The 25,067-nt window shown below is 63.8% G+C and carries 25 protein-coding genes; 19 read left to right on the forward strand and 6 right to left on the reverse strand.

Annotation, left to right across the window (positions count from 1 at the left end; all coding sequences use genetic code 11):
* Positions 1–228 precede the first annotated feature (228 nt).
* The 5 genes from WDB86_RS15570 to WDB86_RS15590 all read left to right on the forward strand — a co-directional run bounded on the left by WDB86_RS15570 (position 229) and on the right by WDB86_RS15590 (position 4,516).
* Positions 229–858, forward strand: coding sequence for a MotA/TolQ/ExbB proton channel family protein (locus WDB86_RS15570; RefSeq protein ID WP_330647208.1), 630 nt, complete (start codon positions 229–231; stop codon positions 856–858).
* Positions 859–864: 6 nt separating this feature from the next.
* The gene (locus WDB86_RS15575; protein ID WP_330647207.1) at positions 865–1,332 is read left to right on the forward strand and encodes a biopolymer transporter ExbD; all 468 of its coding nucleotides are present in this window, start codon (positions 865–867) and stop codon (positions 1,330–1,332) included.
* A complete protein-coding gene (locus WDB86_RS15580) occupies positions 1,332–1,751 on the forward strand; it encodes a biopolymer transporter ExbD (RefSeq protein ID WP_341485682.1) in 420 nt (139 codons plus the stop codon). The genes WDB86_RS15575 and WDB86_RS15580 overlap by 1 nt, the downstream gene beginning before the upstream one ends.
* Positions 1,748–3,166 carry a hypothetical protein gene (locus WDB86_RS15585; RefSeq protein ID WP_341485683.1) on the forward strand — a complete coding sequence of 473 codons (1,419 nt, stop codon included), beginning with the start codon at positions 1,748–1,750 and terminating at the stop codon, positions 3,164–3,166. Before WDB86_RS15580 ends, WDB86_RS15585 begins: the two co-directional genes overlap by 4 nt.
* A gap of 177 nt (positions 3,167–3,343) precedes the next feature.
* Positions 3,344–4,516 (forward strand): iron-containing alcohol dehydrogenase, encoded by a 1,173-nt coding sequence (locus tag WDB86_RS15590; protein WP_339109545.1) that lies wholly within the window; start codon positions 3,344–3,346, stop codon positions 4,514–4,516.
* Positions 4,517–4,924: 408 nt separating this feature from the next.
* Here WDB86_RS15590 and WDB86_RS15595 read toward each other — a convergent pair whose 3' ends face one another.
* Complete coding sequence (locus WDB86_RS15595) at positions 4,925–5,185, reverse strand: hypothetical protein (protein WP_330647203.1); 261 nt, start codon at positions 5,183–5,185, stop codon at positions 4,925–4,927.
* A 507-nt stretch (positions 5,186–5,692) separates the two neighbouring features.
* On the opposite strand from WDB86_RS15595, the gene WDB86_RS15600 reads away from it, so the two are divergent.
* On the forward strand, positions 5,693–7,579 hold the full coding sequence (locus WDB86_RS15600) for a PhoX family phosphatase (protein ID WP_330647202.1): 1,887 nt from the start codon (positions 5,693–5,695) through the stop codon (positions 7,577–7,579).
* Positions 7,580–7,636: 57 nt separating this feature from the next.
* On the opposite strand, the gene WDB86_RS15605 is transcribed toward WDB86_RS15600, so the two are convergent.
* A complete protein-coding gene (locus WDB86_RS15605) occupies positions 7,637–7,969 on the reverse strand; it encodes a DUF2322 family protein (RefSeq protein WP_341485684.1) in 333 nt (110 codons plus the stop codon).
* Positions 7,970–8,028: 59 nt separating this feature from the next.
* Positions 8,029–8,931 (reverse strand): EamA family transporter, encoded by a 903-nt coding sequence (locus WDB86_RS15610; RefSeq protein ID WP_341485685.1) that lies wholly within the window; start codon positions 8,929–8,931, stop codon positions 8,029–8,031.
* A 345-nt stretch (positions 8,932–9,276) separates the two neighbouring features.
* Here WDB86_RS15610 and WDB86_RS15615 point away from each other — a divergent pair, with 345 nt between their 5' ends.
* The 7 genes from WDB86_RS15615 to WDB86_RS15645 all read left to right on the forward strand — a co-directional run bounded on the left by WDB86_RS15615 (position 9,277) and on the right by WDB86_RS15645 (position 16,236).
* The gene (locus WDB86_RS15615) at positions 9,277–10,491 is read left to right on the forward strand and encodes a GTP-binding protein (protein WP_339109548.1); all 1,215 of its coding nucleotides are present in this window, start codon (positions 9,277–9,279) and stop codon (positions 10,489–10,491) included.
* A 258-nt stretch (positions 10,492–10,749) separates the two neighbouring features.
* Positions 10,750–11,730, forward strand: coding sequence for a biotin synthase BioB (gene bioB, locus WDB86_RS15620; RefSeq protein WP_341485686.1), 981 nt, complete (start codon positions 10,750–10,752; stop codon positions 11,728–11,730).
* A 10-nt stretch (positions 11,731–11,740) separates the two neighbouring features.
* On the forward strand, positions 11,741–12,874 hold the full coding sequence (locus WDB86_RS15625) for an aminotransferase class I/II-fold pyridoxal phosphate-dependent enzyme (RefSeq protein ID WP_341485687.1): 1,134 nt from the start codon (positions 11,741–11,743) through the stop codon (positions 12,872–12,874).
* Positions 12,871–13,491, forward strand: a complete 621-nt coding sequence (bioD, locus tag WDB86_RS15630) for a dethiobiotin synthase (protein WP_341485688.1) — start codon at positions 12,871–12,873, stop codon at positions 13,489–13,491. The genes WDB86_RS15625 and bioD overlap by 4 nt, the downstream gene beginning before the upstream one ends.
* Positions 13,488–14,774, forward strand: coding sequence for an adenosylmethionine--8-amino-7-oxononanoate transaminase (gene bioA, locus WDB86_RS15635; protein ID WP_341485689.1), 1,287 nt, complete (start codon positions 13,488–13,490; stop codon positions 14,772–14,774). The genes bioD and bioA overlap by 4 nt, the downstream gene beginning before the upstream one ends.
* Positions 14,771–15,406 (forward strand): pimeloyl-ACP methyl esterase BioG family protein, encoded by a 636-nt coding sequence (locus WDB86_RS15640; protein ID WP_341485690.1) that lies wholly within the window; start codon positions 14,771–14,773, stop codon positions 15,404–15,406. Before bioA ends, WDB86_RS15640 begins: the two co-directional genes overlap by 4 nt.
* Positions 15,403–16,236 carry a methyltransferase domain-containing protein gene (locus tag WDB86_RS15645; RefSeq protein WP_341485691.1) on the forward strand — a complete coding sequence of 278 codons (834 nt, stop codon included), beginning with the start codon at positions 15,403–15,405 and terminating at the stop codon, positions 16,234–16,236. Before WDB86_RS15640 ends, WDB86_RS15645 begins: the two co-directional genes overlap by 4 nt.
* On the opposite strand, the gene WDB86_RS15650 is transcribed toward WDB86_RS15645, so the two are convergent.
* From WDB86_RS15650 to WDB86_RS15660, 3 genes are all read right to left on the reverse strand, one after another.
* Positions 16,172–16,780, reverse strand: coding sequence for a GntR family transcriptional regulator (locus WDB86_RS15650; protein WP_341485692.1), 609 nt, complete (start codon positions 16,778–16,780; stop codon positions 16,172–16,174). The two genes, WDB86_RS15645 and WDB86_RS15650, sit on opposite strands and share 65 nt — an antisense overlap.
* A 226-nt stretch (positions 16,781–17,006) precedes the next feature.
* Positions 17,007–18,296 (reverse strand): FAD-binding oxidoreductase, encoded by a 1,290-nt coding sequence (locus WDB86_RS15655; RefSeq protein ID WP_341485693.1) that lies wholly within the window; start codon positions 18,294–18,296, stop codon positions 17,007–17,009.
* 20 nt (positions 18,297–18,316) lie between these two features.
* On the reverse strand, positions 18,317–18,982 hold the full coding sequence (locus tag WDB86_RS15660) for a haloacid dehalogenase type II (RefSeq protein WP_330647191.1): 666 nt from the start codon (positions 18,980–18,982) through the stop codon (positions 18,317–18,319).
* 216 nt (positions 18,983–19,198) lie between these two features.
* Between WDB86_RS15660 and WDB86_RS15665 the strand changes: the two genes are divergently transcribed.
* The 6 genes from WDB86_RS15665 to WDB86_RS15690 all read left to right on the forward strand — a co-directional run bounded on the left by WDB86_RS15665 (position 19,199) and on the right by WDB86_RS15690 (position 24,999).
* A complete protein-coding gene (locus WDB86_RS15665; RefSeq protein ID WP_330647190.1) occupies positions 19,199–19,567 on the forward strand; it encodes a cupin domain-containing protein in 369 nt (122 codons plus the stop codon).
* Positions 19,564–20,700 carry an acetylornithine deacetylase gene (gene argE, locus WDB86_RS15670; RefSeq protein ID WP_341485694.1) on the forward strand — a complete coding sequence of 379 codons (1,137 nt, stop codon included), beginning with the start codon at positions 19,564–19,566 and terminating at the stop codon, positions 20,698–20,700. The genes WDB86_RS15665 and argE overlap by 4 nt, the downstream gene beginning before the upstream one ends.
* A 136-nt stretch (positions 20,701–20,836) precedes the next feature.
* Positions 20,837–21,688: a GNAT family N-acetyltransferase gene (locus WDB86_RS15675; protein ID WP_339109555.1), complete on the forward strand. Its 852-nt coding sequence runs from the start codon at positions 20,837–20,839 to the stop codon at positions 21,686–21,688.
* 16 nt (positions 21,689–21,704) lie between these two features.
* Positions 21,705–23,075 carry an aspartate aminotransferase family protein gene (locus WDB86_RS15680; protein ID WP_341485695.1) on the forward strand — a complete coding sequence of 457 codons (1,371 nt, stop codon included), beginning with the start codon at positions 21,705–21,707 and terminating at the stop codon, positions 23,073–23,075.
* Positions 23,075–23,986 (forward strand): glyoxylate/hydroxypyruvate reductase A, encoded by a 912-nt coding sequence (locus WDB86_RS15685; protein ID WP_341485696.1) that lies wholly within the window; start codon positions 23,075–23,077, stop codon positions 23,984–23,986. Before WDB86_RS15680 ends, WDB86_RS15685 begins: the two co-directional genes overlap by 1 nt.
* A 281-nt stretch (positions 23,987–24,267) precedes the next feature.
* Positions 24,268–24,999, forward strand: coding sequence for an HAD-IA family hydrolase (locus WDB86_RS15690; RefSeq protein WP_341485697.1), 732 nt, complete (start codon positions 24,268–24,270; stop codon positions 24,997–24,999).
* The last annotated feature ends 68 nt before the right edge of the window (positions 25,000–25,067 follow it).

Below are 25,067 nucleotides of genomic sequence, written 5' to 3' on the forward strand. Positions count from 1 at the left end.
GATCCGCGCCTCGCGACAGACAGGACGGCTACCTATGGGCGGCTTTTGCGCAAGTGTCAGACATGATGTACGAAGAGCAAGCGGCAGAGACAGGCAGCCGATCGGCGCTCTGCGGCGGATCGGGCTGGCCATGTTACTATAGCTTATGATAGGTCGGCACAGAGACGTTCGGGCCTTTGTGCCAGATCCCTGCCATACCTATTTCGATTTGATTTTGACAAGGTTGCCATGTCACAGCTTCTTTCTCCGCTTTCACTCGCTGTTTTTGCGGCTTTGGGACTGTTGTCTCTGGCCATGCTGACGGTGGCCCTTCGCAAACTGGCGCAATTCCGCAAGATGGGCGTCGGCGGGGGGCATAAGGCAGAGGCCGCGCTGGATCTGTGGCTTGCGGGGCGCGTCAACGAGGCGGTTACCGCCGCGCGCACCCAGAAGACCGTGCTGGGGCGTATTCTGGCCGGAGTGATCTCGGGGCTTCAGGCCCGCCCGGGCGATACCGGATTTGCCGAAGAGCTGGGGCGCCAGACCGCGCTTGTCGAACTGGCGCGGATGGGGCGGTACATGCGCTTCCTTGATATCTGTGTGCAATCGGCCCCGATGCTGGGGCTTCTGGGCACGGTGCTGGGCATGATCGACGCCTTCGCCACGCTGTCGGCCACGCAGGGGATGGCCGATCCGGCCAGCCTTGCCGGAGGGATCTGGACGGCGCTGACGACCACGGCGGCGGGGCTGGCTCTGGCGCTGGTGGCAAGTTTCATCACCACATGGTTCGAAAGCCGCATCGATCAGGAACGGATCATGGCCGAGGCGCTGATCTCCGCGGCGATCTACGGGCGGGTTGATCCGGCGCATAAGGGATAAGGCCCGATGTGTGCGGCTCGTCCCCTTCTGCCGCCTCCGCCGCGCCGCACGCGTCGCGTGGCGCTGACGCCTCTGGCGGATACGATGTTCCAGCTTCTGATTTTCTTCATGCTGTCTTCGGGCTTGACCCCCTATTCGCTGCTGGGGCTCAGCGGTGCCTCGGGGGCGGGTGGCCAGACGATGACCGCATCCGGCACGGGGCAGGGGGGCGCGCAACCGGCGCGAGGTCGTGATCAGGACCAGCAGCTCTGGCGTATCGGCGCGGGCGATGTCGAGACCAATGGCCAGCACTTCCCCTTCGCCCAGATCGACGCTCTCGCACAGGCGCTGGCGCAGCAAGAACCGGTGCCGGATGTCGTTCTGGTGGCGCGCGCCGAGGCGCATGTGCAGGATGTGGTGACCGTTATGGCGCGGTTGCACGCGCAGGGGCTGCAGAATGTGCGGCTGGCCATTGATGCGGAAGGTGGTCGCTGATGGCGCGCAAATCCCCGCTTCTGCCGCCTGCCCCCGCGCGCGAAAAGCCCGATATGGCTTTGGCAATCGTCAATGTGGTGCTGCTGCTTATCATGTTCTTTCTGGCCACTGGGGCGCTGTTCAACCGCGCGGCGCCCAGCAGCGTCAGCCTGTCGCAGACCACCGATCTGGCGGTGACGCAACTGCCGAAACCGCTGCTGGAAAAACGTCCTGATGGCGGGCTGTATCTGGATGATGCGCCGGTGACGCCCGACGCGCTTGGCAGCGCGCTTGCGCCGGTCGGGGATGTGTATGTGCTGATCGACAAGACCGCGCCCGCTTTCGAGCTGACCTCGCTGCTGGCACTGCCGGGGCTGAGCGGCCATGACATCGTGCTGGTGACGGTCCATAGTCAACCGGAGGCGGGGCCGCAGCCATGAGCTATCTGCCTTATTCCTCCGGCGGAAACAGGCGCTGGGTCTATCGCGATTGGGCTTGGGCCGGTGTGGCGGCTTTGAGCCTGCATGGCATGGCTTTGGGCGGACTTTGGTGGGCGCTGACCTATGCGCCCGCGCCTGCGCCCGATACGCCCGAGCCCGCCTTCACGATCAGTTTGCAGCGGCTGGACACCGATACTCTGGCGGGGATGTCCCTTTCCAACGGGATCGCCAATGGCAATGCCGGTGCGGGCACGCGCCTGCCCGACCCCGAGAAGGGCGCCATGCCCGAGGTCGCTCCCATGCCGGCGACCGACCCCGCCGCCGTATCGCCGCCTTTGTCCGAGACCGCGCTGACCGCGATGCCGGAGCCGCCCGAGGACACGCCGTCTCCTGAGGCAGGGCCCGAGAATGTGCCGGATACAGGGTCGGATATTGGGCCGGATACAGGGCCGGAAACGGGATCGGATGCCGTCAAAGTGCCGCCAGAGACACAGCAGCCCCCCGAAGATCCGCCGGTTGCTTTGGCGGAACCTGCCTCGCGGACGTCGCCTTTGTTGCCAGCCGAAGGCGAAGCCGTGGGGGCGGGCGGGGCGGCTGTGGCGCCTGCTGCGCCAGAGCCGGAAGTTGCATTGCCCGTGCCGCAGGACGGGGCTGCAGATCCGGCGTTGTCGCGGGCGAAAGATCCCGAACCCTCGTCCGATCCGGATGTGGCACAAGAGCCCAGCGGCGCAGGGAATGCCGCCGAAACGGTCGGGCCTGACGGGACAGGGGCGGTTGCCGCGCGGGCCATCGACCTGGCTGCGGGCGACCTGATCCGCAAAATCCGCGAGACCCCGCAGCCCGACTGCGTGGTGGCCCTGCCGCGGCGGACCTTGCAGGGCGGGCTCGGGCTGGAAATGCTGGGCGCCTCGGAAACCCTCATGGAGCAATATGGCGCCGCCCTGTCCAAAGGGTTCGGCACCGGGGATGCCCCGCTTGTGCAGACGCGGCGTCTTGTCGACCCGCGTCAATGCGCGGCGCTCGATTTCGTGGCCCATAGCCCGAACTACCCCGCGACACGTCTTGGGGTCTCGCTTGAGGCCAGTACGACGGCAAGCGGTGGCTGGTTGCGGGGCGGGGTGCGCGGCACTTCGGGCCGGTATGTCGTGCTGATGCTGGTGGACACCAATGGTGTTGTGCAGGATCTGCAGCGCTTCAGTCTTTTTGGCGAGAATCGCGCCGATTTCGCGGTGCCGGTGACACGGGTCGGTCCGGCGCGCGACACTTCCTATCTGGTGCTGGCACTGGCCAGCGATGAACCTCTGGCGGCCTTGCGCGGCAAGTTGGGCCATCTGGCCAAGGATGTGATGCCGCTTGCCGAGGCCGCCATGACCCCGGGCACCGCTTTGGCCATCACCAGTTTCGACCTTCGCTAGGCGGGTGCTTGCGCGCGCCCTGTCTCGGAACTGAGACGGTTTTCAGGTGGGAGTATGGTTTTCGGGCTTTGAAATGCCGGAAATCGGGTTGCTCAAATTGGTTACGTTATAACATAAATAATCCCTGAGGCGGGGAGGACCCATGCCGCCTTGCAAAATCTCTGGGAGGAGAAATTTATGTCTTTCAAGCAGCTTGCGGATCGCACCTATAGCTTTTTCATTCCGAATGTCAGTCTGATCGGCCCGGGTGTTTCGGCCGAGGTTGGCCCGCGCGCGAAGGCCTTTGGCTATAAGAAGGCGCTTTTAGTGACCGATAAGGGGATCGTCGCCGCTGGTATTGCCGACCAGATCGTCCGGCAACTGGGCGAGGTCGGTATCGAGACCGTGGTCTTTGACGGGGCCGAACCCAACCCGACCGATCTCAATGTGCATGACGGGGTCAAGGCCTATCAGGGCGGGGCCTGTGATTTTATCGTCTCGCTCGGGGGCGGCTCGGCCCATGACTGCGCCAAAGGCGTCGGGCTGGTGACTGCGGGCGGTGGCCATATCCGCGATTACGAGGGGATCGACAAGAGCACGGTGACGATGACGCCGCTGATCTCGGTCAACACCACGGCGGGCACCGCTGCCGAGATGACCCGCTTCTGCATCATCACCAATTCCGATACGCATGTGAAAATGGCGATTGTCGACTGGCGCTGCACGCCGCTGATCGCGATTGACGATCCGCGCCTGATGGAAGGCAAGCCTGCCGCGTTGACGGCGGCCACGGGTGTGGACGCGCTGACCCACTCGATCGAGGCCTTCGTCTCGACGGAAGCCAACCCCATCACCGATGCCTGCGCGGAAAAGGCAATCAAGCTGATTTCCGAATATCTGCGTCCGGCGGTGGCCAATGGCCAGAATATCGAGGCCCGTGACGCGATGACCTACGCGCAGTTCCTTGCGGGTATGGCCTTCAATAACGCCTCGCTGGGCTATGTCCATGCCATCGCACACCAGTTGGGGGGCGTTTACAACCTGCCTCACGGCGTGTGTAACGCGGTGCTTCTGCCGCATGTCTGCGCCTTCAACCTGATCGCGGCTCCGAAACGCTATGCGCAGATCGCGCAACTGCTCGGGGTCAATACCGAAGGCATGGATGATATGACTGCCGCGCGGGCCGGCCTTGATGCCATCCGTGATCTGACCGTGTCGGTCGGGATTCCGTCCGGACTGGAAGAGCTGGGCGTGAAGCGGGAAGATTTCGAGCTGATGGCGCAGAATGCCCAGAAGGATGCCTGCATGCTGACCAATCCGCGCAAGGCCTCGTTGCAGGAGGTGATTGCCATCCTCGAAGCCGCATACTGAGTGTATGTTCCGGGTCCTCCGCCCGGGATGTTTCCTTTAAGTGGTACCTCCGACGGGCCGGGAGATGGTTTCATCTCCCGGTCTGCCGCATTGAGGCGACAGGAACCGGATGTGGAAAAGCCAGCCCCGAATGCGGCTGGCGGCAAGAGCTTTCCCGACCGGATGGAACCGGACCACGTGCGGGGCGGTGGCGATCTCGGGTAGGGCCGGAGGAAATGCGGAGGAAACGGGGTATCGGGCGCAGGCCGTCTGTCCCGCGGGCCGCAGCGCCAAGCCGTGGCGGTCTTGGCACGGGGATTGGCGCGGGGGAATGGCGGACCAAAGCCCGAGCGTGGCGGTGCCAGACAAGGCCGCTCTGCTGGGGCTGGTCAATCCTGTCTGGAAAAAACCAGAGGCTCAGCCAGAGCTTCAGATCGTGCCGAAGCGCTGGAACTGGCGGTATTTCGCGGTCGCTGCATAGGCATAGGAGCGGACGCGATCTGCCACGCCCTTACGGGCGGATGCGGGGGCCACAAAGGTATCTGCAAGCGTCCAGTCCGTGCCGGTGGCTGCGTCTTCCGATGTGATACGCACATAGTATTGGCCGTTTTCGACGATCAGTTCGAAAGGTTGTCCATCGAGTTCGCCGCTGGCGCGATGGTTGTTCAGTTCAGTCAGTTTCAATCCCATTCGGATTTCCTTTTTTTATTATATGCTCGTAAAGCAAGCTTGGTGTGTTTCGTCTTCCTGCAGGTTGCAGAGGGAGGACGAGAAGAGTATGCGCCCCGAAACTTTCCAAATTGGAAACAAATCCATGACAGTTTCATGAATTTTCCAAGCTGGCGAGCCGGAGAACAATGTGCCGTGCATCCCGAAAGATGTTTCTGACACAGGCGGTAAATGCCCGAACGGGGCCGGAATGCGGCGCAATCGGAACCTTACCTGACATGCCGCCTGAACAAGTGGTTTGCTTGATCTTTGGCGCGGGGCACAACCTCTGCCCACCATGTCATCGCAAGATTTGGGGGCTTTGGCTGACAAGTCAAGATTTTTTCTACATAAATCGCAAAATACTTCTGTCAGCGCTCACAGCATTCCCGCGGCACGCGTGTCGCAATTTCTTGTCCGGACTGTCACGAAACTTTTTCATGGGCTTATTAACTCCTTGCTCACGAATTACCTTTGAGGATCGCCAAGATGAGCAAGCTGCCACCACACAAGATGCCCGCGGATGAATGGGACGAGCTGCATTTCCCCCGTCCGGAAGAGAATGACTTCGATCGTGTTGTCGAACGCGCAATCTCGCGCCGTGGTTTCCTGAGCGGGATCGTAGCCTTTGGTTCGGGCGCGGTCGCGATGGGGGCGGGGCTTCTGAATTCGACCTCGGCACAGGCGCAGGCCGTGTCGCGCTTCCCCTTCACGCCGATTGACGCGCAGACCGATATGACCGTCCACGTCCCCGAGGGCTGGAACTGGAAGCCGATGGTCAGCTGGGGCGATGCCCTGTTCGAGGATGTGCGCGGGTTCGAGGCCACCACAGGTGTGTCGCTGGCAGACTCCGATAAGGTCTTTGGCGAGAATACCGACGGTATGGAGACCTTCCAGATCGGCGGGCACGAGATCCTTGCCGTGAACAATGAATATGTGAACCCCGAAACCAACCTTCCCCACACCAAGGACGGCGTGCCGCAATCGGCTGAGGATGTGCGGATGCTGCAGAATTTCCAAGGTGTCACGGTGATGGAAATCGCCGAAGGGCAGGGCGGTTTCGCGCCGGTCAAGGGATCGCGCTTCAATCGCCGTCTGCATCACAATGCGCCGATGACCATGTCCGGTCCGGCAGCGGGTCATGCGCTGTTGCAGACGGCTGCGGATGCCGAGGGCCGGAATGTGCTGGGCACGATGGGAAATTGCGGGGCGGGCAAAACCCCGTGGGGCACCTATCTGACCTGCGAGGAAAACTTTAACGGCTATTTCGGTGGCAAGGCCGAGGGGCTGTCGGATCTGGTGCAGGCCGGTTACGAACGGTACGGGCTGGCAGACGAAAGCCAGTATGGCTACGAGAAATTCGATGCGCGCTTCGATCTTTCGCATAACCCCAACGAGCCGCATCGCTTCGGCTGGGTGGTCGAGATCGACCCGACCAATCCCGATAGCACGCCGGTCAAACGCACCGCTCTGGGCCGTTTCAAGCACGAGAACGCCGAGGTGACGCTGGCGCCCGACGGGCGTGTGGTGGTGTATCTGGGCGATGACGAGCGCGGCGAGTTCCTGTATCGCTACGTGTCGACCAACCCCTATGTCGCGGGTCAGCCGACGGATGGTCTTCTGGATGACGGCACGCTTTATGTGGCCAAGTTCAATGATGACCAGACCGGCGAATGGATGGCGCTGACGCCGGAGAGCACCGGCATGGACAAAGCCGAGATGCTGATCTTTGCGCGTCAGGCGGCTTCGAAGCTGGGCGCGACCACGATGGACCGTCCCGAATGGATCGCCGTCAACCCCTATGCGGTCGAGGCCTATTGCTGCCTGACCAATAACAAGAACCGTGGTGTGAAGCCCAATGCCGGTGGTGACGAGACCCCCGTTGGTGGTCCGAACCCGCGTCAGGCCAACCATTACGGCCAGATCGTACGCTGGTATCCCGACGAGGATGACCATGCGAAGGATACGTTCAGATGGGATCTGTTCGTAATGGCGGGCAACCCGACCGTGCATGGCGATGCCTATGCCGGCTCGAAAAATGTCACGCAGGGCAATATGTTCAACTCGCCCGACGGGATGACCTTCGACAGCGCGGGCCTGTTGTGGATCCAGACCGATGGCGAAGACAGCAATGAAGGCGATTTCGCAGGCATGGGCAACAACCAGCAACTTGCGGGCGATCCCGTCACCGGCGAGATTGCGCGCTTCCTGACCGGCCCGACGGGCTGCGAGATCACCGGCCTGTGCTGGTCGGCAGACCGCCGCACGATGTTTGTCGGCATCCAGCACCCCGGCGGAAGCTGGCCTTCGGACAGTGGCCTGCCGCGTTCGACCGTGATCGCGGTCAAGCGTGACGACGCCGCGCTGGTTGGCTGAGCCATCGCCCTATGGCCGCCCCTTCCCGCGCGCTTGGCGGGGAGGGGCGTTTTATGCTTAGGCCTTGGCGACCACGCGCAGTGTCTGCGCGGGCGCTCCTTGGGTGATCTCGAACAGCCGGTCGATATTGGGATGCGCCCCGGGGCGGGCCTTGGCATCAAGGCTATGTTCGGCAAAAAGCGCGATGGCGTAGGTTGCGGCCTGTGCATCCAGCGCCCCGAACATCTGGGCGAGATAGTGATAGACGGCAAGCGAGCCCTGTTTGCCCGGCTGGTTCTCGATGCGGGCCAGAACCGTCCCTGTCGCATCCAGCAATTCGATACGGCTCAGCCCGTCGATGGGCGGCAAAAGCGCCAGATTGTCTTTGAAAGAGGCGGTGGGGGCGATCATGGGGACATCCTTTCATCATCATCGGTGGTTCCGCCCATACCAGCTTTGCGCAGGCGAGCCTAGCTGCCCGAGAGCAAGACGACCCCCAGCACCAGAATGGCGCATCCTGCCAGACGTGCCGGACCGACAGCCTCTTTCAGCAGCACCATCCCCAGCAAGGCCCCGACCATCATCGAGCTTTCGCGCAGCGGGGCCACGAGGCTGAGCGGTGCCCCATGCGCGATGGCGGTGAGCACCAGAATATAGGCAAGTGGCGAAAAGAGCCCGATGCCCGCCGCCCGTCTCCAGTGCCCCCGCATGCGCTGACCTGCAAGATGGCGGTTTTTCAGGGCCAGAGGGGCCAGCATAGCCACACGCATCAGGTTGCACACCCATTCCAGCAGGACAGGTGCCACCCCCAGCAGCTTGACGGCGGTCGCATCGGTCAGGGTGTAGCAGGCAATCAGGCTGCCGGTGAGAAGCCCCCAAAGCAGGCCCGTCCGCCCCTCCGGTCGCCAGAACATCGCCAGCCGTCCTTGTGACGCGATCAGCACGATTCCCGTCACCACGCAGAGCATCCCCGCGATGCCCGTGAGGCTGGCAGGCTCTTGCAGCAGAACAAACGCCCCGAGCACCGACAGAAGCGGCCCCGTCCCGCGGGCGACCGGATAGACGACCGACAGATCGGCCTTGGCATAACCTTGTTGCAGGCAGAGATTATAGGCCAGATGGATCAGCCCGCTGGCCACCATCACCAGTAGCCCCGTGAGGCTCGGGCCGGTGGCATCAAGGTCTGCGGCGCTTTCCGCAATGTGGCTGCGCCAGAAAATCCAAACCACCCAAGGCGTGTAGATCAGGCAGGCGCAGGCCGAATAGGCCAGCACGAAAACCGGTCCGGCCTGAGCCGCCCGTTTTGCCAGCAAATTCCAGCCCGCGTGAAGAAAAGCGGCGCAGAGCACCAGAAGAATGGCAGATAGCGTCATGGAGACCCCCTTGATGCGCCCGAAGACGTGCTCGGGCGTTGGTTGATCTCGACGTCTCCGCCTCTGGGATTTTATCCCTCGGGTGCAGCCAGAGGATATGGCCTCCGGTCTCTGCAACGCTCGGTCGCTGACGGCGCATAGCGCCCGGAACCCTAGTTGCCGCTCGGTCGATAGGAGCAGGCTAGGTCAAAGATCCCGACAGGTCCAGCCGTCGGAGGAGTTTTTCTCTTGGTGGCGCGATACAGATAGGGTGGGCGCCGGTCATATGGCCTCTTGCACTCCGTGACGGGATATGATTTGTTATAGTATAACATAACAAAAGATGACATAAAGGATGGGCCTACCATGTCAGTCGAAGATACCCGCTTGCCGGTCACGGTGCTTTCAGGTTTTCTGGGCGCCGGAAAAACGACATTGCTGAATGCGATCCTGAACAATCGCGAAGGCCGCCGTGTGGCGGTGATCGTGAATGATATGTCCGAGGTGAATATCGACGCCGATCTGGTGCGTTCGGGCGGGGCAGAGCTGAGCCATGCCGAGGAGAAGCTCGTCGAGATGACGAATGGCTGCATCTGCTGCACCCTGCGTGACGATCTTCTGGCCGAGGTGCGCCGTCTCGCGGAAGAAAAGCGTTTCGATTATCTGCTGATCGAAGGCACCGGTATCGCCGAGCCGCTGCCTGTGGCGGCGACTTTCGAGTTCCGCGACGAAAACGGCGACAGCCTCTCGGATGTGGCGCGGCTTGATACGATGGTGACCGTGGTCGATGCGGCCAACCTGCTGAACGACTATTCCAGCCATGATTTCATCGCCGATCGCGGCGAAAGTCTGGGCGAGGGCGACGAGCGGCGGATTGTCGACCTGCTGGTTGACCAGATCGAGTTCGCGGATGTGGTGGTGCTGAACAAGGTCAGCGATGCGGGGCCTGCCAAGGTGGATGCGGCGCGCAAGATTATCACCTCGCTGAACCCTGATGCGCAGATCATCGAGACGGACCATTCGCAGGTTGCGCCCGAGCGTATTCTCGACACGGGCCTGTTCGATTTCGACACCGCGCATGACCACCCGCTCTGGGCGAAAGAGCTGTATGGTTTTGCCGATCATGTGCCGGAAACCGAGGAATATGGCGTGTCCTCTTTCGTGTATCGCGCGCGTTTGCCCTTCCATCCGCAACGCATCCATGATGCGCTGAACGGGCCGCTGCGGGGGGTGATCCGTGCAAAAGGCCATTTCTGGCTTGCGACCCGCCCCGACTGGCTGGCGGAGTTCTCGCTGGCGGGGGCGCTTTCGGCGGTGCGCCCGATGGGGATCTGGTGGGCATCGGTGCCGCAAGATCGCTGGCCCGACAGCCCCAGCGCGCGGCAATATCTCGAACATCACTGGGCCGAACCCTATGGCGACCGCCGTCAGGAACTGGTGTTTATCGGGGCGGGGCTCGACAAGGAGGGGATCACCAAGGCGCTTGATGCGGCCCTTGTCGACCCCGAAGAGTGCCCGCCGCATCGCTGGGCCGACCTGCCCGACCCCTTCCCGCGCTGGCGTCAGCCCGAAGCGGCCTGATCCATCCGTTTTGTCTTGCGGTCCCTATGCCGCAGGGCGAGCCCGCCCCCGCGACACTCCCTCGCGGGGGCGTTTTTATGCGCTTTTGCCTTTGGTCCGCGCGGATTGCGGGGCGGACGTAACGTTTTTTCTTTTTCCTGTAGGAGGTTAGGCGCTGGTTGCTAGGCTTGTCTGGCGCAGGGCAAGAAAAGGGCTTGATGCCTTTCATAATATCGATAATAAATTTACGAGATATGAAATATTGGGTTTTTGTCGATAATGTCTACTACAGCCAGCACTTGGACCAGCCAGGCCGCAAAGTCTCTTTATAATATGCCGCTTATGGATCTCCTTTTTCGCGCTCAATCGGTGCATCGGGAGAATTTCGATCCTAACCAGATCCAGACTTCCCGCCTTCTATCGATAAAAACCGGCGGCTGTGCCGAGGATTGCGCCTATTGTTCGCAATCGGCGCGGAACGGCTCGCAGCTTTCCGCTTCGAAGATGATCGAGGTGGAGCGTGTTCTCAGCGCGGCCCGCAAGGCGCGTGACGGAGGGGCCACGCGGTTTTGCATGGGGGCGGCATGGCGCGAGCCCAAAGAGCGCGACATGGACGCCCTTGTGGCGATGGTCGAAGGGGTGCGCGGTCTCGGTATGGAAACCTGTATGACGCTTGGTATGCTGGATGACAGTCAGGTGATCCGCCTGCGCGATGCCGGTCTCGATTATTATAACCATAATATCGACACCTCCGAGCGCTATTATCCCGAGGTGATCACCACGCGTAGTTTCGCTGACCGGATCGACACCCTCAACCGCGTGAAAGAGGCGGGGATCAAAGTCTGCTCGGGCGGTATTCTGGGGATGGGCGAGCATGCGCAGGACCGCGTCGATATGCTGGTCACGCTGGCCAATCTGAACCCTGCGCCCGATTCCGTGCCGATCAATATGCTGATGCCGCAGGCGGATACGCCTTTGGCAGAGGCCAAGCCGGTGGACCCGATCGACTTCGTGCGGCTGATCGCGACGGCACGGATCATGATGCCGGCCTCCTATGTGCGGCTTTCGGCAGGGCGCAGCGAGATGAGCGACGAGATGCAGGCCCTGTGTTTTCTGGCGGGTGCGAATTCGATCTTTGTGGGCGAGACCCTGCTGACGGCAGAAAACCCCGAAGAGGACAAGGATGCGGTCCTGTTTGCCAAGCTCGGCTTGCGTGCCGAGACAATGGCAGGGCGCTGCGAGACAAAAGCCGCAGAGTGAGGGCGGCGCAATGAAGGCTCTCGCGCGTCTGGACGATATGCTCGGCCATCTGGAGGCACGCCATCGCCGCAGGGTTGTCGCGCCACGTCAGGGGGTGGATTTTGCTTCGAACGACTATCTGGGCCTGACCGGCTCGGCCTTTGTCAAGGAGGCCGCGCTGCGGGTTCTGGCGCGCGATGTGCCTCTGGGCGCGGGGGGCTCGCGGCTCTTGCGCGGCAACCATCCCGAACACGAGGCGCTGGAGGCCGAAGCCGCCGCCTTTTTCGGTGCGCAAGCGGCGCTGTTCATGGGCGGTGGTTTTCAGGCCAATCAGGCGATCTTCTCGACGCTGCCTGCGGCGGGCGATCTGGTGGCCTATGATGCGCTGGTCCATGCCAGCGCCCATGAGGGCTTCCGGCTGGGGCGGGCCGACCTGCGCAGTTTTGCCCATAATGATGTCGAGGCGGCCCGCCAGACGATTGCGGACTGGCGGGCATCGGGGGGGCGCGGGCAGGTCTGGATTGCGGTGGAAAGCGTCTATTCGATGGAGGGCGATCTGGCGCCGCTGGCTGCCTTCGACCGCCTCGCACAGGCGGAAGAGGCGGTGCTGGTGGTGGACGAGGCCCATGCCACCGGGGTGTTTGGCCCGTCGGGGCGCGGGTTGGCGCATGGTCTGCAGGCCGAGGTTCTCAGCCTGCATACATGCGGCAAGGGGCTGGGCGTTTCGGGCGGGCTTGTCTGTGGCGCGAAGGTTTTTATCGATAGTCTGGTCTCCCGTGCGCGGCCTTTCATCTTTGCCACCGCGCCGGCCCCGTTTACGGCTGCACTCTTGCGCGAGGTTCTCGCGCATCTGGCCGCAACGCCTGCCTTGGTGGCACAGGCGCAGGCGCGGATTGCCTTTGCCCATGATCAGGCGCGGCTGCACCGGATCGACCGCGCCGGACTGCACAGCCAGATCATTCCGGTGATACTGGGCGGGGATGCGCAGGTGATGGCATGGGCCGATCGTTTGCGCGGGCAGGGGTTCGACCTGCGTGGGATCCGCCCGCCCACCGTTGCGCGCGGCACGGCGCGGCTGCGGATCTCGGTGACGGGCAATGTCACCCCTGCCGAAATTGCCGCCCTGTTCGAAACCCTCGCCGCCTATCAGAAGGAGGCCGCATGAGCGCCGTCATCGTTACCGGAACCGATACCGGCATTGGCAAAACCGTGTTTGCCGCAGGTCTGACAGCGGCGCTTGGTGCGCAGTACTGGAAACCTGTCCAGTCGGGGCTGGAGGAGGAGACCGACAGCCTGATCGTGTCAAGACTGGCAGGGGTGACGCCTCTGCCCGAAGCCTACCGCCTGCGCCGCGCCGCCTCGCCGCATCTGTCTGCCGAGGCGGAAGGCATCGAGATCGATCCGGACCGGCTGGCCCTTCCTGCGGTGGACGGGCCGCTGGTGGTGGAAGGCGCGGGGGGCGTGATGGTGCCGCTGACGCGCAAAGCCTTCTTTCTGGATATGTTCCGGCTCTGGCAGGCTCCGGTGATCTTGGTGGCGCGCACGGCGCTTGGCACGATCAACCATACCGCGCTGTCGCTTCTGGCTCTGCGTTCGGCGGGCTGTTCGGTGATTGGCGTCGCGTTCGTGGGCGATCCGGCCCCCGATGTCGAGCAGAGCATCGTGGACACCTGCGCCATTCCCCGTCTGGGCCGCCTGCCGCTGCTGCCCGATCTGGGGCGCGACAGCCTTGCCCGCGCCTTTGACGGCATCGATCTTGCCACCATCCGGAGCCATCTGTGACAGCCCTTGCCTTTGACGCCCGCCATCTGTGGCACCCCTATACCAATGTGCTCGATCCCGGTCCGATGCATCTTGTCACCGAGGCCGAGGGCGTGTGGCTGACCCGTGCCGATGGCGGGCGGATGATCGATGCGATGTCCTCGTGGTGGTGCGCGGTGCACGGCCATCGCCATCCCGCCATTACCGCAGCGATGCACCGCCAGTTGGACCGGATGCCGCATGTGATGTTTGGTGGCCTGACCCATATGCCCGCAATCGATCTGGGCCAGCGTCTGGTGGCGCTTCTGCCCGAGGGGCTGGACCGGCTGTTCTATTGCGATAGCGGTTCGGTCGCGGTGGAAGTGGCGCTGAAGATGGCGGTACAATACCAAAGGGCGATGGGCCATCCGGAGCGGGCCGAGTTTGCCACGATCCGTGGTGGCTATCACGGCGATACATGGAAGGCGATGAGCGTCTGTGACCCGCAGACGGGGATGCACAGCCTGTTTCAGGGCGGGCTCTCGATCCAGCATTTCCTGCCGCGTCCGCCGATTGCCTTCGGGCAGGACTGGTCTGCCGATCCGGCACAGAACGGGCTGGGCGCGCTGGAGGTGCTCCTGTCGCGGAACGCGCATCGGCTGGCGGCGCTGATCGTGGAGCCGGTGGTGCAGGGGGCGGGGGGGATGTATTTCTATCACCCCGCGTGGTTGCAGGGCGCGCAGGCGCTGTGTCGGGACTATGGCATTTTGTTGATCCTGGACGAGATCGCCACGGGGTTCGGGCGCACGGGCAGGCTGTTTGCGGCCGATCATGCCGCCGTCACCCCCGATATCCTGTGCATCGGCAAGGCGCTGACCGGCGGGCATATCAGCATGGCGGCGACCGTCGCGACCGAGGCCGTCGCCCGTGGGATCGGGGAAAGTGCCGCCAATGTGCTGATGCATGGCCCGACCTATATGGCCAATCCTCTGGCCTGTGTGGCGGCCATTGCCAGCCTCGAGCTTTTGCACGAACGTGATTGGGCGGCCGAGGTGGCGGCCATTTCGCGCCAGCTTGCGCAGGATCTGGCCCCCGCGCGGGATTTACCGCATGTGGTCGATATGCGGGTTCTCGGGGCCATTGGCGTGATCGAGATGGACCGCCCCGTCGATCCGGATCTGGCGCATCGGCGGGCGTGCGAGACGGGCGTGTGGCTGCGTCCCTTCGGGCGCAACATCTATTGCATGCCGCCCTTCGTGATCACCCCTGCCGAATTGCGCAAGGTCAGCACTGCCATGCTGGAACTGGCGGAGGGAGTCCGATGAAAGGGCAATGGCTCGGGCCACGGAAGCACCGCGACCTGCTTCTGGTCTTTGGCGGATGGGCGCTTGGCGCGGCGGCTTTTGCGGGGATGGTGGGCCAGACCGATGTGCTTTTGCTGGATGATTACCAGGATCTGACGGTCGATCTGCCCCCGCTGGAGGGATATGCCCATATCGATCTTGTGGCCTATTCCTTCGGCGTTGCAGGCGCGGCGCATTGGTTGGCGGGGCAGAAGTTGGTGGGGCGGGGTCTCCGCCTCCGTCGCTCTGTCGCGATCGCCGGAACCCTGACCCCTGCATCGGTCACCTCCGGCATACCGCCCGAGCGGGTGCGGGCCACCGCCGAGGGGTTGACGGCGACGACATTTGCCACCTTCTGCCGTCGCGCCGGACTGGCAGGCCCTGCGCCGCAGCTTGATCTGGAGGCGGCCCGTGCCGAATTGCTGGCGGTGATGGCGCGCGGCCCTGCGCCCGCCTATGCCTTCGACCGGATCTGGATTCCCCGCCGCGACAGGATCGTGCCGCCACAGGCACAGGAATATGCGTGGCACTCCCGCGCTGCGGCTGTGCGGTTTGTCGATGCACCCCATGTGCCGTTTCGGGCGGGGCAGGACTGGCAGGACTGGCTGCAATGAGCGCACTTTTGTCCCAGCGGGTGCAGCGCAGCTTCAGCCGCAGCTTCCACAGTTATCACGAAGCGGCCTGCCCGCAGGCACGGATTGCGGATCTGCTGGTGGGGGCGCTGGCCCGTGCCGGTGCACCGGCGCGGTTCGGCTCGGTGCTTGAACTCGGTTGCGGCACGGGGCATCTGACCGCGCGGCTGCAACGCCAGTTCGAGTGTCCCCAGATGACGCTCAATGACCTTTCCCCTGCGGCCTGCCAGACGGCACGGCAGTATGGAGCGACGTTCCTCTGCGGCGATGCCCTCGCGCTCGACTGGCCCGAGGTGCCCTCGCTTATCGCGTCGGCCTCGATGATCCAGTGGCTGCCCGACCCTTTGGCGCTGGTGCGACGGGCCGCGCGGGCCTTGCCGGAGGGGGGGTGGCTGGCGCTTTCGGGCTTCGGGCCCGGGCATTTCCGTGAACTGTCCGCGCTCGGCTCGCAGGCACAGGCCCCTGGGCTGTGTCCTCGCCACGCTCTGGCCGCAGCCGTGGCGCCCGATCTGGACGTTCTGGCCTGTGGCGAGGATCTCTCGCCGCTCTATTTCCCCTCGCCACGCGAGGTCTTGCGTCATTTGCGCCGCACAGGGGTCAACGGACAGGCGCGGCAAAGCTGGACCCGCGCCCGCCTTGCCCGTTTCGAGGCCGCCTATCGACAGCAGTTCGGCACGGCGCAGGGGGTGTCGCTGACCTATCAGGCGGTGTGGATCGTGGCGCGCAAACCGGTCGGAGCTGCCCCGATCAGGAAAAGCGCATCAGATGGCGCTGCATCACCGTGCGGGCGCGTGCGGCATCGCGGGCCTTGATGGCGCTGAGGATCGCGGCGTGGTCAGGGTCGTCCCTGCGGCGCCATTTGTCGCTATAGCGGGCTTTGAAGTGCCGCGCATACAGCAGTTGGAGGTTGCTGATCTCGCTGACAAGGCGCGGCATGTGGCAGCCTGCGATAATCGCCATGTGGAAGCCGCGATTGGCCTCTTCCCAATCTTCGGCGGTCGCGGCGGCATTGCAGGCCTCGTGCAGATGTTCGATCTCGGCAATCTGGACGGGGTTCAGATACGGCACCGACCGCTCCAGCGCCAGCGGCTCCAGCGCGTGGCGCATCAGACGCAATTCCTCGATCGCATCCTTGTCGATCGGGGTGACGCACATGCCGCGACGGGGCAGGCTGATGGCCAGCCCCTGCGAGGCCAGCCGCAGCAGGGCTTCGCGGGCGGTGACCTGACTGACCCCGTATTCGCGCGCGATCAGATCCTGACGCAGCTTTTCGCCCGGGGCAAATTCGCCACGGATGATGCGCGTGGACAGTTGCTGGGCGATAGTATCCGATTTTGTGGTTGGCTGATAGGACACTCTATCTCCCTTGAGAGGCGGCGGATGGGCAGGTTCTAGCTGATTACAACGACGTGACAGATCGGGCAACCGAGCAGAGGCCGATATTCCACATCCCCCGCCCGTCGGAGGAAAAAGACAGCATCTTTCCCGCGCCTGACGCCGCATTACACCCTATCCCCGCACGACGAGCCGCGCAGGACGCGCGGCCCTTGGGTGCGGCCCTTGGCGCGGGGGGGGGCGGGAGCTAGGAGAGCCTGTCTTTCAGCCCGAAATACATCCCCACCAGAGGCAGGAACCACGGTTTGCCGCTATACATCGGGATGGTGGGCCATTCCAGCCCGGCCAGCGGGTTGGTTCCGGCGCGTCCCAAGGCCATATCGGCCAGCGCCTGCCCGACCAGCGTCGACATCTGCGCCCCGTGGCCGGAATAGCCCATGCCGTAAAGCAGACCATCGGTTTCGCCCGCGCGCGGGTAACGGTCTTTGGTCATGCCCACGAGCCCGCCCCAGCAATAGTCGATCTCCACCGGAGTAAGCTGGGGGAACAGGCGCAGCATCGCGCGGCGCAGGATTGCGCCGGATTTCGCGTCGGAGGCCTGATCCGAGCGTGCCGAAAACCGCGCCCTGCCACCGAAGATCAGCCGGTTATCGGGCGAGAGCCGGAAATAGTTGCCGATATTCATCGAGGTGACATAGGTCCGGTTGGCGGGGGCGATGCTGGCCGCCTCTGCGGGGCTCAGCGGGCGTGTGGCGATGATGAAGGACCCGACCGAAATCATCCGCTTGCGGAAATAGCTCAGCGGCGCCTCGGGCACGACCCCTCCGTAAGCCCCTGTGGCAAGGATCACACGGTTGGCCGACAGGGTGCCGCGCGGTGTGAGGATGTCCCAGCCCGTCGCGGTTTTGCGCCGCGCCGTCATCGGGGCATATTCCCAGAGTTTCGCGCCGTGGCGGTGACAGGCCTCGGCCAGACCGTTCACATAGCGCCCCATATGCATCATCGCGCTTTTTTCGTAGAGCATTCCGGCGTGGAAGGCGTCCGAGCCGATCTCCTGTGCCAGTCCCGGCCGTTCGATCCAGCGGGTCTCGGGGTCGACCTCGCGGTGGATCAGCTCGAAATTGGCCCGCAGCCCCGCTACATGGCTCGGTTTCGAGGCCAGTTTGAGCTTGCCCGACCGCCGGAAGTTGCAATCGATGCCCTCTTCGGCCACCAGCGCCTCGATCATGTCGATCGAGCGGTCATAGGCTTTGTAAAGGCGGTGTGCCTGTTCGGCCCCCAGATGTGCCTTGGCGTCGCCATAACCATGAGCGATGCCATTATTGAGATGCCCGCCATTGCGCCCCGATCCGCCCGCGCCCACATGGGCGGCGTCCAGAACCGCCACATGGACACCTTCCTTCGCCAGTTTGCGTGCGGCGTTCAGGCCGGTGAAGCCTGCGCCGATCACGACCACGTCGAACTGCCCCTCGACCGCGCCGGATTGGGCATGGGCGAAGGGGGTCGATGTGTCATGCCAGTAGGAGTGATAATCCATCTCTTCCCCCTTCTTGCGGCCTACAGGCCGACAACCTCGGCCAGACCGGAGATATCCTTGACCTCGGTATAGCCGTAGAACGGATTGGCCGGTTCATGGGCGCGGTTGACCCAGACCTTGTGTTTGATGCCCATGTCATGCGCGGTCATCAGATCGTAGCGGAAGCTCGACGACACATGCAGGATGTCCTCCGGCCCGCAGCCCAGCTCGTCCAGCATATATTCGAACGGCCTCATCTGCGGTTTATAGGCGCCTGCGCTTTCGGCGGTGAAGACATGGGCGATGGGGGCCCCGAGCTTGGCGATGTTATGCGGGATCTGCGCATTCATCGAGTTGGTCAGGGCCACCAGCGGAATATGCGGTGCGATACGGGCCAGCCCTGCGGGCACATCCGCATGCGGCCCCCAAGTGGGCACGCGGGTGTAGATATCATGCGCCACTGCGGCATCGAATGGCACAGCATTGCGTTTGCAGGTCCGTTCCAGCGCGTTATGGACGATTTCGGCATAAGGCTTCCATGCGCCCAGCACCTCGTCGAGACGGTAGGCCGAGAAATCGCGGATGAAGGCGTCCATTGCGGGCGCGGAGAGATGCGCGCTGTAATGGTGGCGCGCCGCACCGGCCATGTCGAAGTTGATCATCGTGCCGTGGCAGTCGAAGGTGATGAATTTCGGGCGGAAGGTCATAGCTGTCTCCGGGAACTGTAAGATGGGTCCAGCCTGACGCCTTTGCCGCGACCATAGGTGCCGCAAGTGCGGCCTCTAGCGCAGGAAATACCGTTTGCAGCGCGCAGATCGGCATGCGCTGCCGCCTGTGCCACGGTTTCGATGCCTTGGCGCAGGCGGGATCGGGCAGGATGGGTCTATCGGAATGCGTCCCACACCTAGCCGAAAGGATCTCCCATGACGTGCCTTCTTCCTCTAGAGACCTCGCCCGCCTTTCCCCCGCGCGAAGCGACCGCCGCGCCCGAGCGGCTGATCGAGGGGCAGCCGCAGTATAAGACATGGGAGCTTGATGCCGCGCTGGCCGAGGCCGCCAAATGGGGCAAGATCCGTACCGGCATCTGGGAGGCTACGCCGGGCAAGACGGTCTCGATGAAGGGCGATACTTTCGAGTTCTGTCATATCCTGTCGGGGCGCTGCCTGATTTCGGAAGAGGGCGGGGCCAGTCATGAATTCGCGGCAGGCGACAGTTTCATCCTGAAGCCCGGCTTTGTCGGTACATGGCAGACGCTCGAAACGCTGCGCAAAATTTTTGTGATCGCAGCATGAGCCCCGCCACGCTTATGCCCGCCACGCTTACGCCCGCGGATCTTCTGGCCCGTCTGGTGGGCTTTCCAACGGTGGTCGGCCAGCCCAATGGGGCGCTGATCGAGGATGTGGCGCGTTATCTGCGCGCGCATGGGGCCGAGGTGACGGTTCTGGCAGGGCCCGAGGGCGACAGGTCCAACCTCTTCGCAAGCTTCGGTCCGAAAGACGTGCCCGGCATTGTGCTGTCGGGGCATGTCGATGTGGTGCCTGCCACCGAACCGGAATGGCGCGCCGATCCGTTCGTGCTGCGCCGCGAGGGGGACCGGCTGATCGGGCGCGGGGCCTGTGACATGAAGGGCTTCGTGGCTGCGGTGCTGGCGGCGGCTCCCGCGATGGGGCGGATGGCTCTGCGTGCGCCGCTCCATATCGCGCTGTCCTATGACGAGGAAGCGGGGTGCAAAGGGGTGCCGCATCTTCTGGCCGCCCTGCCTGCGCTCTGCGCGCCGCCCGAGGGGGCGATTATCGGCGAGCCCACCGGACTGGTGCCGGTGCTGGCGCATAAAGGCAAGGCGGCGCTGCGGCTTTCGGCCAAGGGGCGTTCGGGTCATAGCTCGCGTCCCGATCTGGGCCAGAATGCCATCCAGCGGCTGGTGCCGGTGCTGGCGCGGATCTGTGCGCAGGCGGAAGCCTTGACGCGGGGGCCGCAGGATGCACGCTTCGCCCCGCCTTACAGCTCGGTGCAGATCGGCACGATCTGCGGAGGCCAGGCGGTGAATATCATTCCGGATTTCGCCGAAGCCCAGATCGAGGCCCGGGCCATTGCCGGCGTATCCCCCAAAGCGATCTTGCAGGAGGTTCTGGTGGATCTGCCCGAAGGGGTCAGCCTCGATTGGCTGTCGGAATATCCCGCCCTTGCGCTGGCTCCCGAGGCCCCTCTTGCCCGTTTGGCCGAGACCCTGACGGGGCGGGCTGCACAGGGCGCGGTCAGCTTTGGCACCGAGGCCGGTTTGTTCCAGCAAGCGGGGATTGCGGCCATTGTCTGTGGTCCGGGAGATATTGCGCGTGCGCATAAACCCGAGGAATATCTCACCCTGTCCGAGCTTGAGGGCACCTGTGCGATGTTGTCCTCCCTGATCGACCGGCAGGCGGCCTGAAGGGCGGCATAAAATGCTGTCGGGCTGCGGCAAATGCGATCTAGGCTGCGGCCCGACCCCGCGATGCAAGGGAAACTGCCGTGGTGCAGGCGCTAGTCTGGACCGGACAGATGCAAGAAGGAAAGAGACCCGAGCCATGACCGATGCCGCCCAAATCACTATTGCGCCGATGGAGCCTGCGCATCTGGCGCAGGCCCATGCGATGTCGCAGGCTGTTGCATGGCCCCATCGTCGCGAAGACTGGGCCTTGGTGCTGGGCGTGTCCGAGGCAGTGGTGGCGCTGCAGGGGGACAAGGTTGTGGGGACCGCGATCCTGTCGCTGCTGGGCGATGTCGGCACGATGAATATGATTATCGTCGACGCGGCGATGCGCGGGCGCGGGTTGGGGCGGGCATTGATGCAGACGCTGCTGGATCGGGCGGGCAGCATGGAGCTGCGGCTGGTGGCCACTGCCGACGGTTTGCCGCTGTATCGCAAGCTCGGCTTTCAGGCCGTGGGCGAGGTGGCGCAATATCAGGGTGTCGCACAGGCCCAAGCCCCCGAACAGCCGGTGCGGGAGGCCACCCCCGAAGATCTGGCCGTCCTGTTGGCGGCGGATCGCGCCGCGACCGGTATGGAGCGGAGCCGCGTGCTGCACGAGATTGCCGCGCAGGGCGAGGTAATCGCCACGCAGGGCGGGGTGGCGATGATCCGTGCCTTCGGACGCGGGCACGTGATCGGGCCGATCCTTGCGGCAGATGACCGTGCCGCGCGGGCGCTGCTTTCGGAAGCGGCCTGCCGCGCGGCGGGGCAGTTCCTGCGCGTCGATTTCGCGCCCGAGCACGCTCTGGCCGATCATGCCAAGGCGCTGGGGCTGCACCATGCAGGGGGCGGGATCGCGATGGTGCGCCCTGCGGGCGAGCGCGCCCGCACCCGCGACCGCGCCGCAGCACCGGCGCAATCGTTAGAACTGAAAACCTATGCCCTCGTGTCACAGGCCCTGGGCTGATCTTAGGAGACTGTCAATGTTGACCAATTCCCTGATCGAGATGGATCGCCAGCACCTGATCCACCCCGTGTCCTCGTTTCAAGGCCATGCTGCGCGTGGTGTGCGGGTGCTGGCCTCGGCCAAAGGGGCGCGGGTGACCGATGCCGAAGGGCGCGAGCTGATTGACGGCTTTGCCGGTCTTTGGTGCGTGAATGCGGGCTATGGCCATGAAAGCGTCGTCGAGGCGGCGGCTGAACAGATGCGCAAGCTGCCTTATGCCACGGGCTATTTCGGCCTTGGGTCCGAAGCCCCGATCAAGCTGGCCGCGGCTTTGGCCGAACGGGCTCCGGGGGATCTGAACCATATCTATTTCTCGTTGGGCGGCTCGGATGCTGTCGACAGCACGATCCGTTTCGTGCGCTATTACTGGCATGCCAAGGGGCAGCCCGGGCGGGACCAGTTCATTTCGGTCGAGGAAGGCTATCACGGGTCGACCAGCATGGGCGCGGGCCTGACCGCGCTGGCCGGTTTCCACGAGGGGTTCGGTGTGCCCTATAGCTGGCAGCACAAGATCTCGTCGCATTACACCTATCGCAACCCGTTGAAAAGCGACGCCGAAATCATTGCCGCCTCGGTTGCTGAACTGAAGGCGAAGGTGGCCGCGATCGGGCCGGAGCGCGTCGCGGCATTCTATGTCGAGCCGATTCAGGGGTCGGGCGGGGTGCTCGTGCCGCCGAAGGGCTGGATCAAGGCCATGCGCGAGGCCTGCCGCGAATTGGACATCCTGTTTATCGCGGATGAGGTCATCACCGGTTTCGGGCGCCCCGGTCCGCTCTTTGCCTGCGAGGAAGAGGGCATCGTCCCGGATATGATGACCACAGCCAAGGGCCTGACCTCGGGCTATGTGCCGATGGGGGCGGTGTTCATGTCGGACCATGTGTTCGAGACCATTGCCGAGGGCGCGGGCGCCAAGGCGGTGGGCCACGGTTTCACCTATTCGGCGCATCCCGTGTCGGCGGCGGTCGCGCTGGAAGTGCTGTCGCTTTACGAAGGGGGGCTGCTGGAGAATGGTCGCAAGGCCGGCGCGCGTCTGATGGAGGGGTTGCAGAGCCTGTCCGATCACCCGCTTGTGGGCGATGTGCGGGGCCGCGGGATGTTGGCCGCACTCGAACTGGTGACGGATAAGGACAAGAAAACCCGCCTGCCTGCCTCGGTCCAACCGGCGACACGGCTGTTTGATCGCGCATGGGACAAGGGGCTGATCGTGCGGTCCTTCGCTCAGGGGATCTTCGGTTATGCGCCGCCGCTCTGCTGTACCGATGACGAGATCGACCAGATCGTGGCGCGCACCAAGGCGGTGCTGGACGAGACGCTGGATGATGCGGATGTCCGCGCGGCGATGGCCTGATGGCGCTTCTGTATCTTTCGGTTCCCGAACGCGGTGCGGTCTGGGCGCAGATGCTGGCCCGTGCGGGGGTCGAGATGGTGATGGGCGAGGCGGCAGTGACAGATCCTGCCGCCATCACCCATATCGCCTGCTGGCAACCGCCGGAGGATCTGGCGCGCTATCCCAATCTCAGGGCGGTGATCTCGGTCGGGGCGGGGGTGGACCAGATGCCGCCCATGCCCGAAGGGGTCATCCTGTCGCGCACGATTGCGCCGGGTATCGAACAGATGGTGCGGGACTGGGTGGTGATGGCGGTGCTAGCGCTGCATCGCGATCTGCCACTATATATCGCGCAGGCCCGCGAGGGACGCTGGCAGCTGCATGCGCCCCGCTCTGCCCATGAGGCCCGTGTGGGGATCATGGGAATGGGGCGGATCGGGCAGCTTGTCGCGCAGACGCTAGGCGCGCTCGGCTTCGAGGTGGCCGGATGGTCGCGCTCGGGGCAGTCCACGGCAGAATGTGCCGTCTATGATCAGGCGGGCCTGCCGGAATTTCTGGCGCGCAGCGACATTCTCGTGTGTCTTCTGCCTTTGACCGGGCAGACGCGGGGGCTGATGGATGCCGCGTTTCTGGCGCAACTGCCGCAGGGCGCGCGGCTGGTGCAGGCCGGACGGGGGCCGCAGCTTGATCTGGAGGCGCTCAGAACGGCGCTGGACAGCGGCCGGATTGCTGCGGCAATGCTGGATGTGACCGACCCCGAACCCCTGCCTGCCGATCATTGGGCATGGGCCGATCCGCGTGTGCTGATTACGCCGCATATTGCCGCGAAAACCGGCCATGAGGAGGGCGCGCGCCATGTGCTTGCCGTGATCGAGGCCACCACCAACGGAACGCCCGTGCCCGGTCAGGTCGATCAGGCAAAAGGCTACTGACCCCTGCCGGCCGGCCCTCGGGCCGGTTGCGCCCTTGCCGCATGAAATTCTGTCCCTGCGCGGATCGATACAGAAGATTATGCCGTGAAGCCCCCTCAATTCGGTGTTCCAAGCGCAGGATCCTTCGGCACACTGGGGTTTGTAAGACCAAGATTGCAGGGGAGATACCGGCGCCCGCAGCTCAGCCTACCCTCGCGCGGAGGCAGGCCCGCCGCCACCTCTCCCGCCCGCGTTTTTGCCGGATCTCTCCTCCGGTCCACCCGCAGAAAGGACTGCCGAAAATGGCAACCACCACCGCCACCAAACCGTTGACCGCCTTTCGCTATGTCACGTTCGATGTGGTCGGCACCCTGATCGATTTCGAAGGGGCCATCAAAGAAGGGCTTGCGCAGATCGCGGCCAAGGAAGGTCTGGCGATTGACGACGAGGCTGCGCTGTCGGTCTATCGCGAGGCGCGCTATGAAGAGGGCGCGCAGCGTTTCCCCGATGATCTGGGGCGGTGCTATGCGCGCATTGCCGCAGCGATGGGCCTGCCCGACACCGAAGAATACCGTCAGCTGATGATCGACATCGTGGGCGAGGCCAAGCCTTTCCCCGATAGCGTCAAGGCGATGGCGATGCTCAAACAGCATTACAAGCTGGTGGCCATGACCAATGCCCGCCGCTGGGCTTTCGAGAAATATGCCGAGAAACTGGGCCAGCCGTTCTGGGCGGGGTTCACCACCGACGATACCGGCTGCGAGAAGCCCGACCCCGATTACTTCCATCAGGTTTTTGCCTATGTGGAACAGGATGGCGGGTCGAAGGAGGACATCCTGCATACCGCGCAAAGCCAGTATCATGATATCGGCATCTCGCGCGCATTGGGCATGACAAACGCTTGGATCCAGCGGCGGCACGCGCAAAGCGGATATGGCGGCACGATCGCCCCGAAAGAGTTCACCGAACCCGATTACCATTTCCATGCGCTGGCCGGTCTGGCGCAAGCGGCAGACGCGGCCTTTCGCGGCTGACACATCTTTCCTAGGGCGGCATCAAGACCGCCCGGGCTTCCGTCCAACGATCATAAAAACGGTGCGGC

The sequence above is a fragment of the Thioclava sp. GXIMD4215 genome, from assembly GCF_045291555.1.
Taxonomy (GTDB): domain Bacteria; phylum Pseudomonadota; class Alphaproteobacteria; order Rhodobacterales; family Rhodobacteraceae; genus Thioclava; species Thioclava litoralis.

Excerpts from the sequence above, each read along its gene's own strand:
- WDB86_RS15570 (WP_330647208.1), top strand. The coding sequence starts at position 229 with ATGTCACAGCTTCTTTCTCCGCTTTCACTCGCTGTTTTTGCGGCTTTG.
- WDB86_RS15575 (WP_330647207.1), top strand. The coding sequence starts at position 865 with ATGTGTGCGGCTCGTCCCCTTCTGCCGCCTCCGCCGCGCCGCACGCGT.
- WDB86_RS15580 (WP_341485682.1), top strand. The coding sequence starts at position 1,332 with ATGGCGCGCAAATCCCCGCTTCTGCCGCCTGCCCCCGCGCGCGAAAAG.
- WDB86_RS15585 (WP_341485683.1), top strand. The coding sequence starts at position 1,748 with ATGAGCTATCTGCCTTATTCCTCCGGCGGAAACAGGCGCTGGGTCTAT.
- WDB86_RS15590 (WP_339109545.1), top strand. The coding sequence starts at position 3,344 with ATGTCTTTCAAGCAGCTTGCGGATCGCACCTATAGCTTTTTCATTCCG.
- WDB86_RS15595 (WP_330647203.1), bottom strand. The coding sequence starts at position 5,185 with ATGGGATTGAAACTGACTGAACTGAACAACCATCGCGCCAGCGGCGAA.
- WDB86_RS15600 (WP_330647202.1), top strand. The coding sequence starts at position 5,693 with ATGAGCAAGCTGCCACCACACAAGATGCCCGCGGATGAATGGGACGAG.
- WDB86_RS15605 (WP_341485684.1), bottom strand. The coding sequence starts at position 7,969 with ATGATCGCCCCCACCGCCTCTTTCAAAGACAATCTGGCGCTTTTGCCG.
- WDB86_RS15610 (WP_341485685.1), bottom strand. The coding sequence starts at position 8,931 with ATGACGCTATCTGCCATTCTTCTGGTGCTCTGCGCCGCTTTTCTTCAC.
- WDB86_RS15615 (WP_339109548.1), top strand. The coding sequence starts at position 9,277 with ATGTCAGTCGAAGATACCCGCTTGCCGGTCACGGTGCTTTCAGGTTTT.
- bioB (WP_341485686.1), top strand. The coding sequence starts at position 10,750 with ATGTCTACTACAGCCAGCACTTGGACCAGCCAGGCCGCAAAGTCTCTT.
- WDB86_RS15625 (WP_341485687.1), top strand. The coding sequence starts at position 11,741 with ATGAAGGCTCTCGCGCGTCTGGACGATATGCTCGGCCATCTGGAGGCA.
- bioD (WP_341485688.1), top strand. The coding sequence starts at position 12,871 with ATGAGCGCCGTCATCGTTACCGGAACCGATACCGGCATTGGCAAAACC.
- WDB86_RS15640 (WP_341485690.1), top strand. The coding sequence starts at position 14,771 with ATGAAAGGGCAATGGCTCGGGCCACGGAAGCACCGCGACCTGCTTCTG.
- WDB86_RS15645 (WP_341485691.1), top strand. The coding sequence starts at position 15,403 with ATGAGCGCACTTTTGTCCCAGCGGGTGCAGCGCAGCTTCAGCCGCAGC.
- WDB86_RS15655 (WP_341485693.1), bottom strand. The coding sequence starts at position 18,296 with ATGGATTATCACTCCTACTGGCATGACACATCGACCCCCTTCGCCCAT.
- WDB86_RS15660 (WP_330647191.1), bottom strand. The coding sequence starts at position 18,982 with ATGACCTTCCGCCCGAAATTCATCACCTTCGACTGCCACGGCACGATG.
- WDB86_RS15665 (WP_330647190.1), top strand. The coding sequence starts at position 19,199 with ATGACGTGCCTTCTTCCTCTAGAGACCTCGCCCGCCTTTCCCCCGCGC.
- argE (WP_341485694.1), top strand. The coding sequence starts at position 19,564 with ATGAGCCCCGCCACGCTTATGCCCGCCACGCTTACGCCCGCGGATCTT.
- WDB86_RS15675 (WP_339109555.1), top strand. The coding sequence starts at position 20,837 with ATGACCGATGCCGCCCAAATCACTATTGCGCCGATGGAGCCTGCGCAT.
- WDB86_RS15680 (WP_341485695.1), top strand. The coding sequence starts at position 21,705 with ATGTTGACCAATTCCCTGATCGAGATGGATCGCCAGCACCTGATCCAC.
- WDB86_RS15685 (WP_341485696.1), top strand. The coding sequence starts at position 23,075 with ATGGCGCTTCTGTATCTTTCGGTTCCCGAACGCGGTGCGGTCTGGGCG.
- WDB86_RS15690 (WP_341485697.1), top strand. The coding sequence starts at position 24,268 with ATGGCAACCACCACCGCCACCAAACCGTTGACCGCCTTTCGCTATGTC.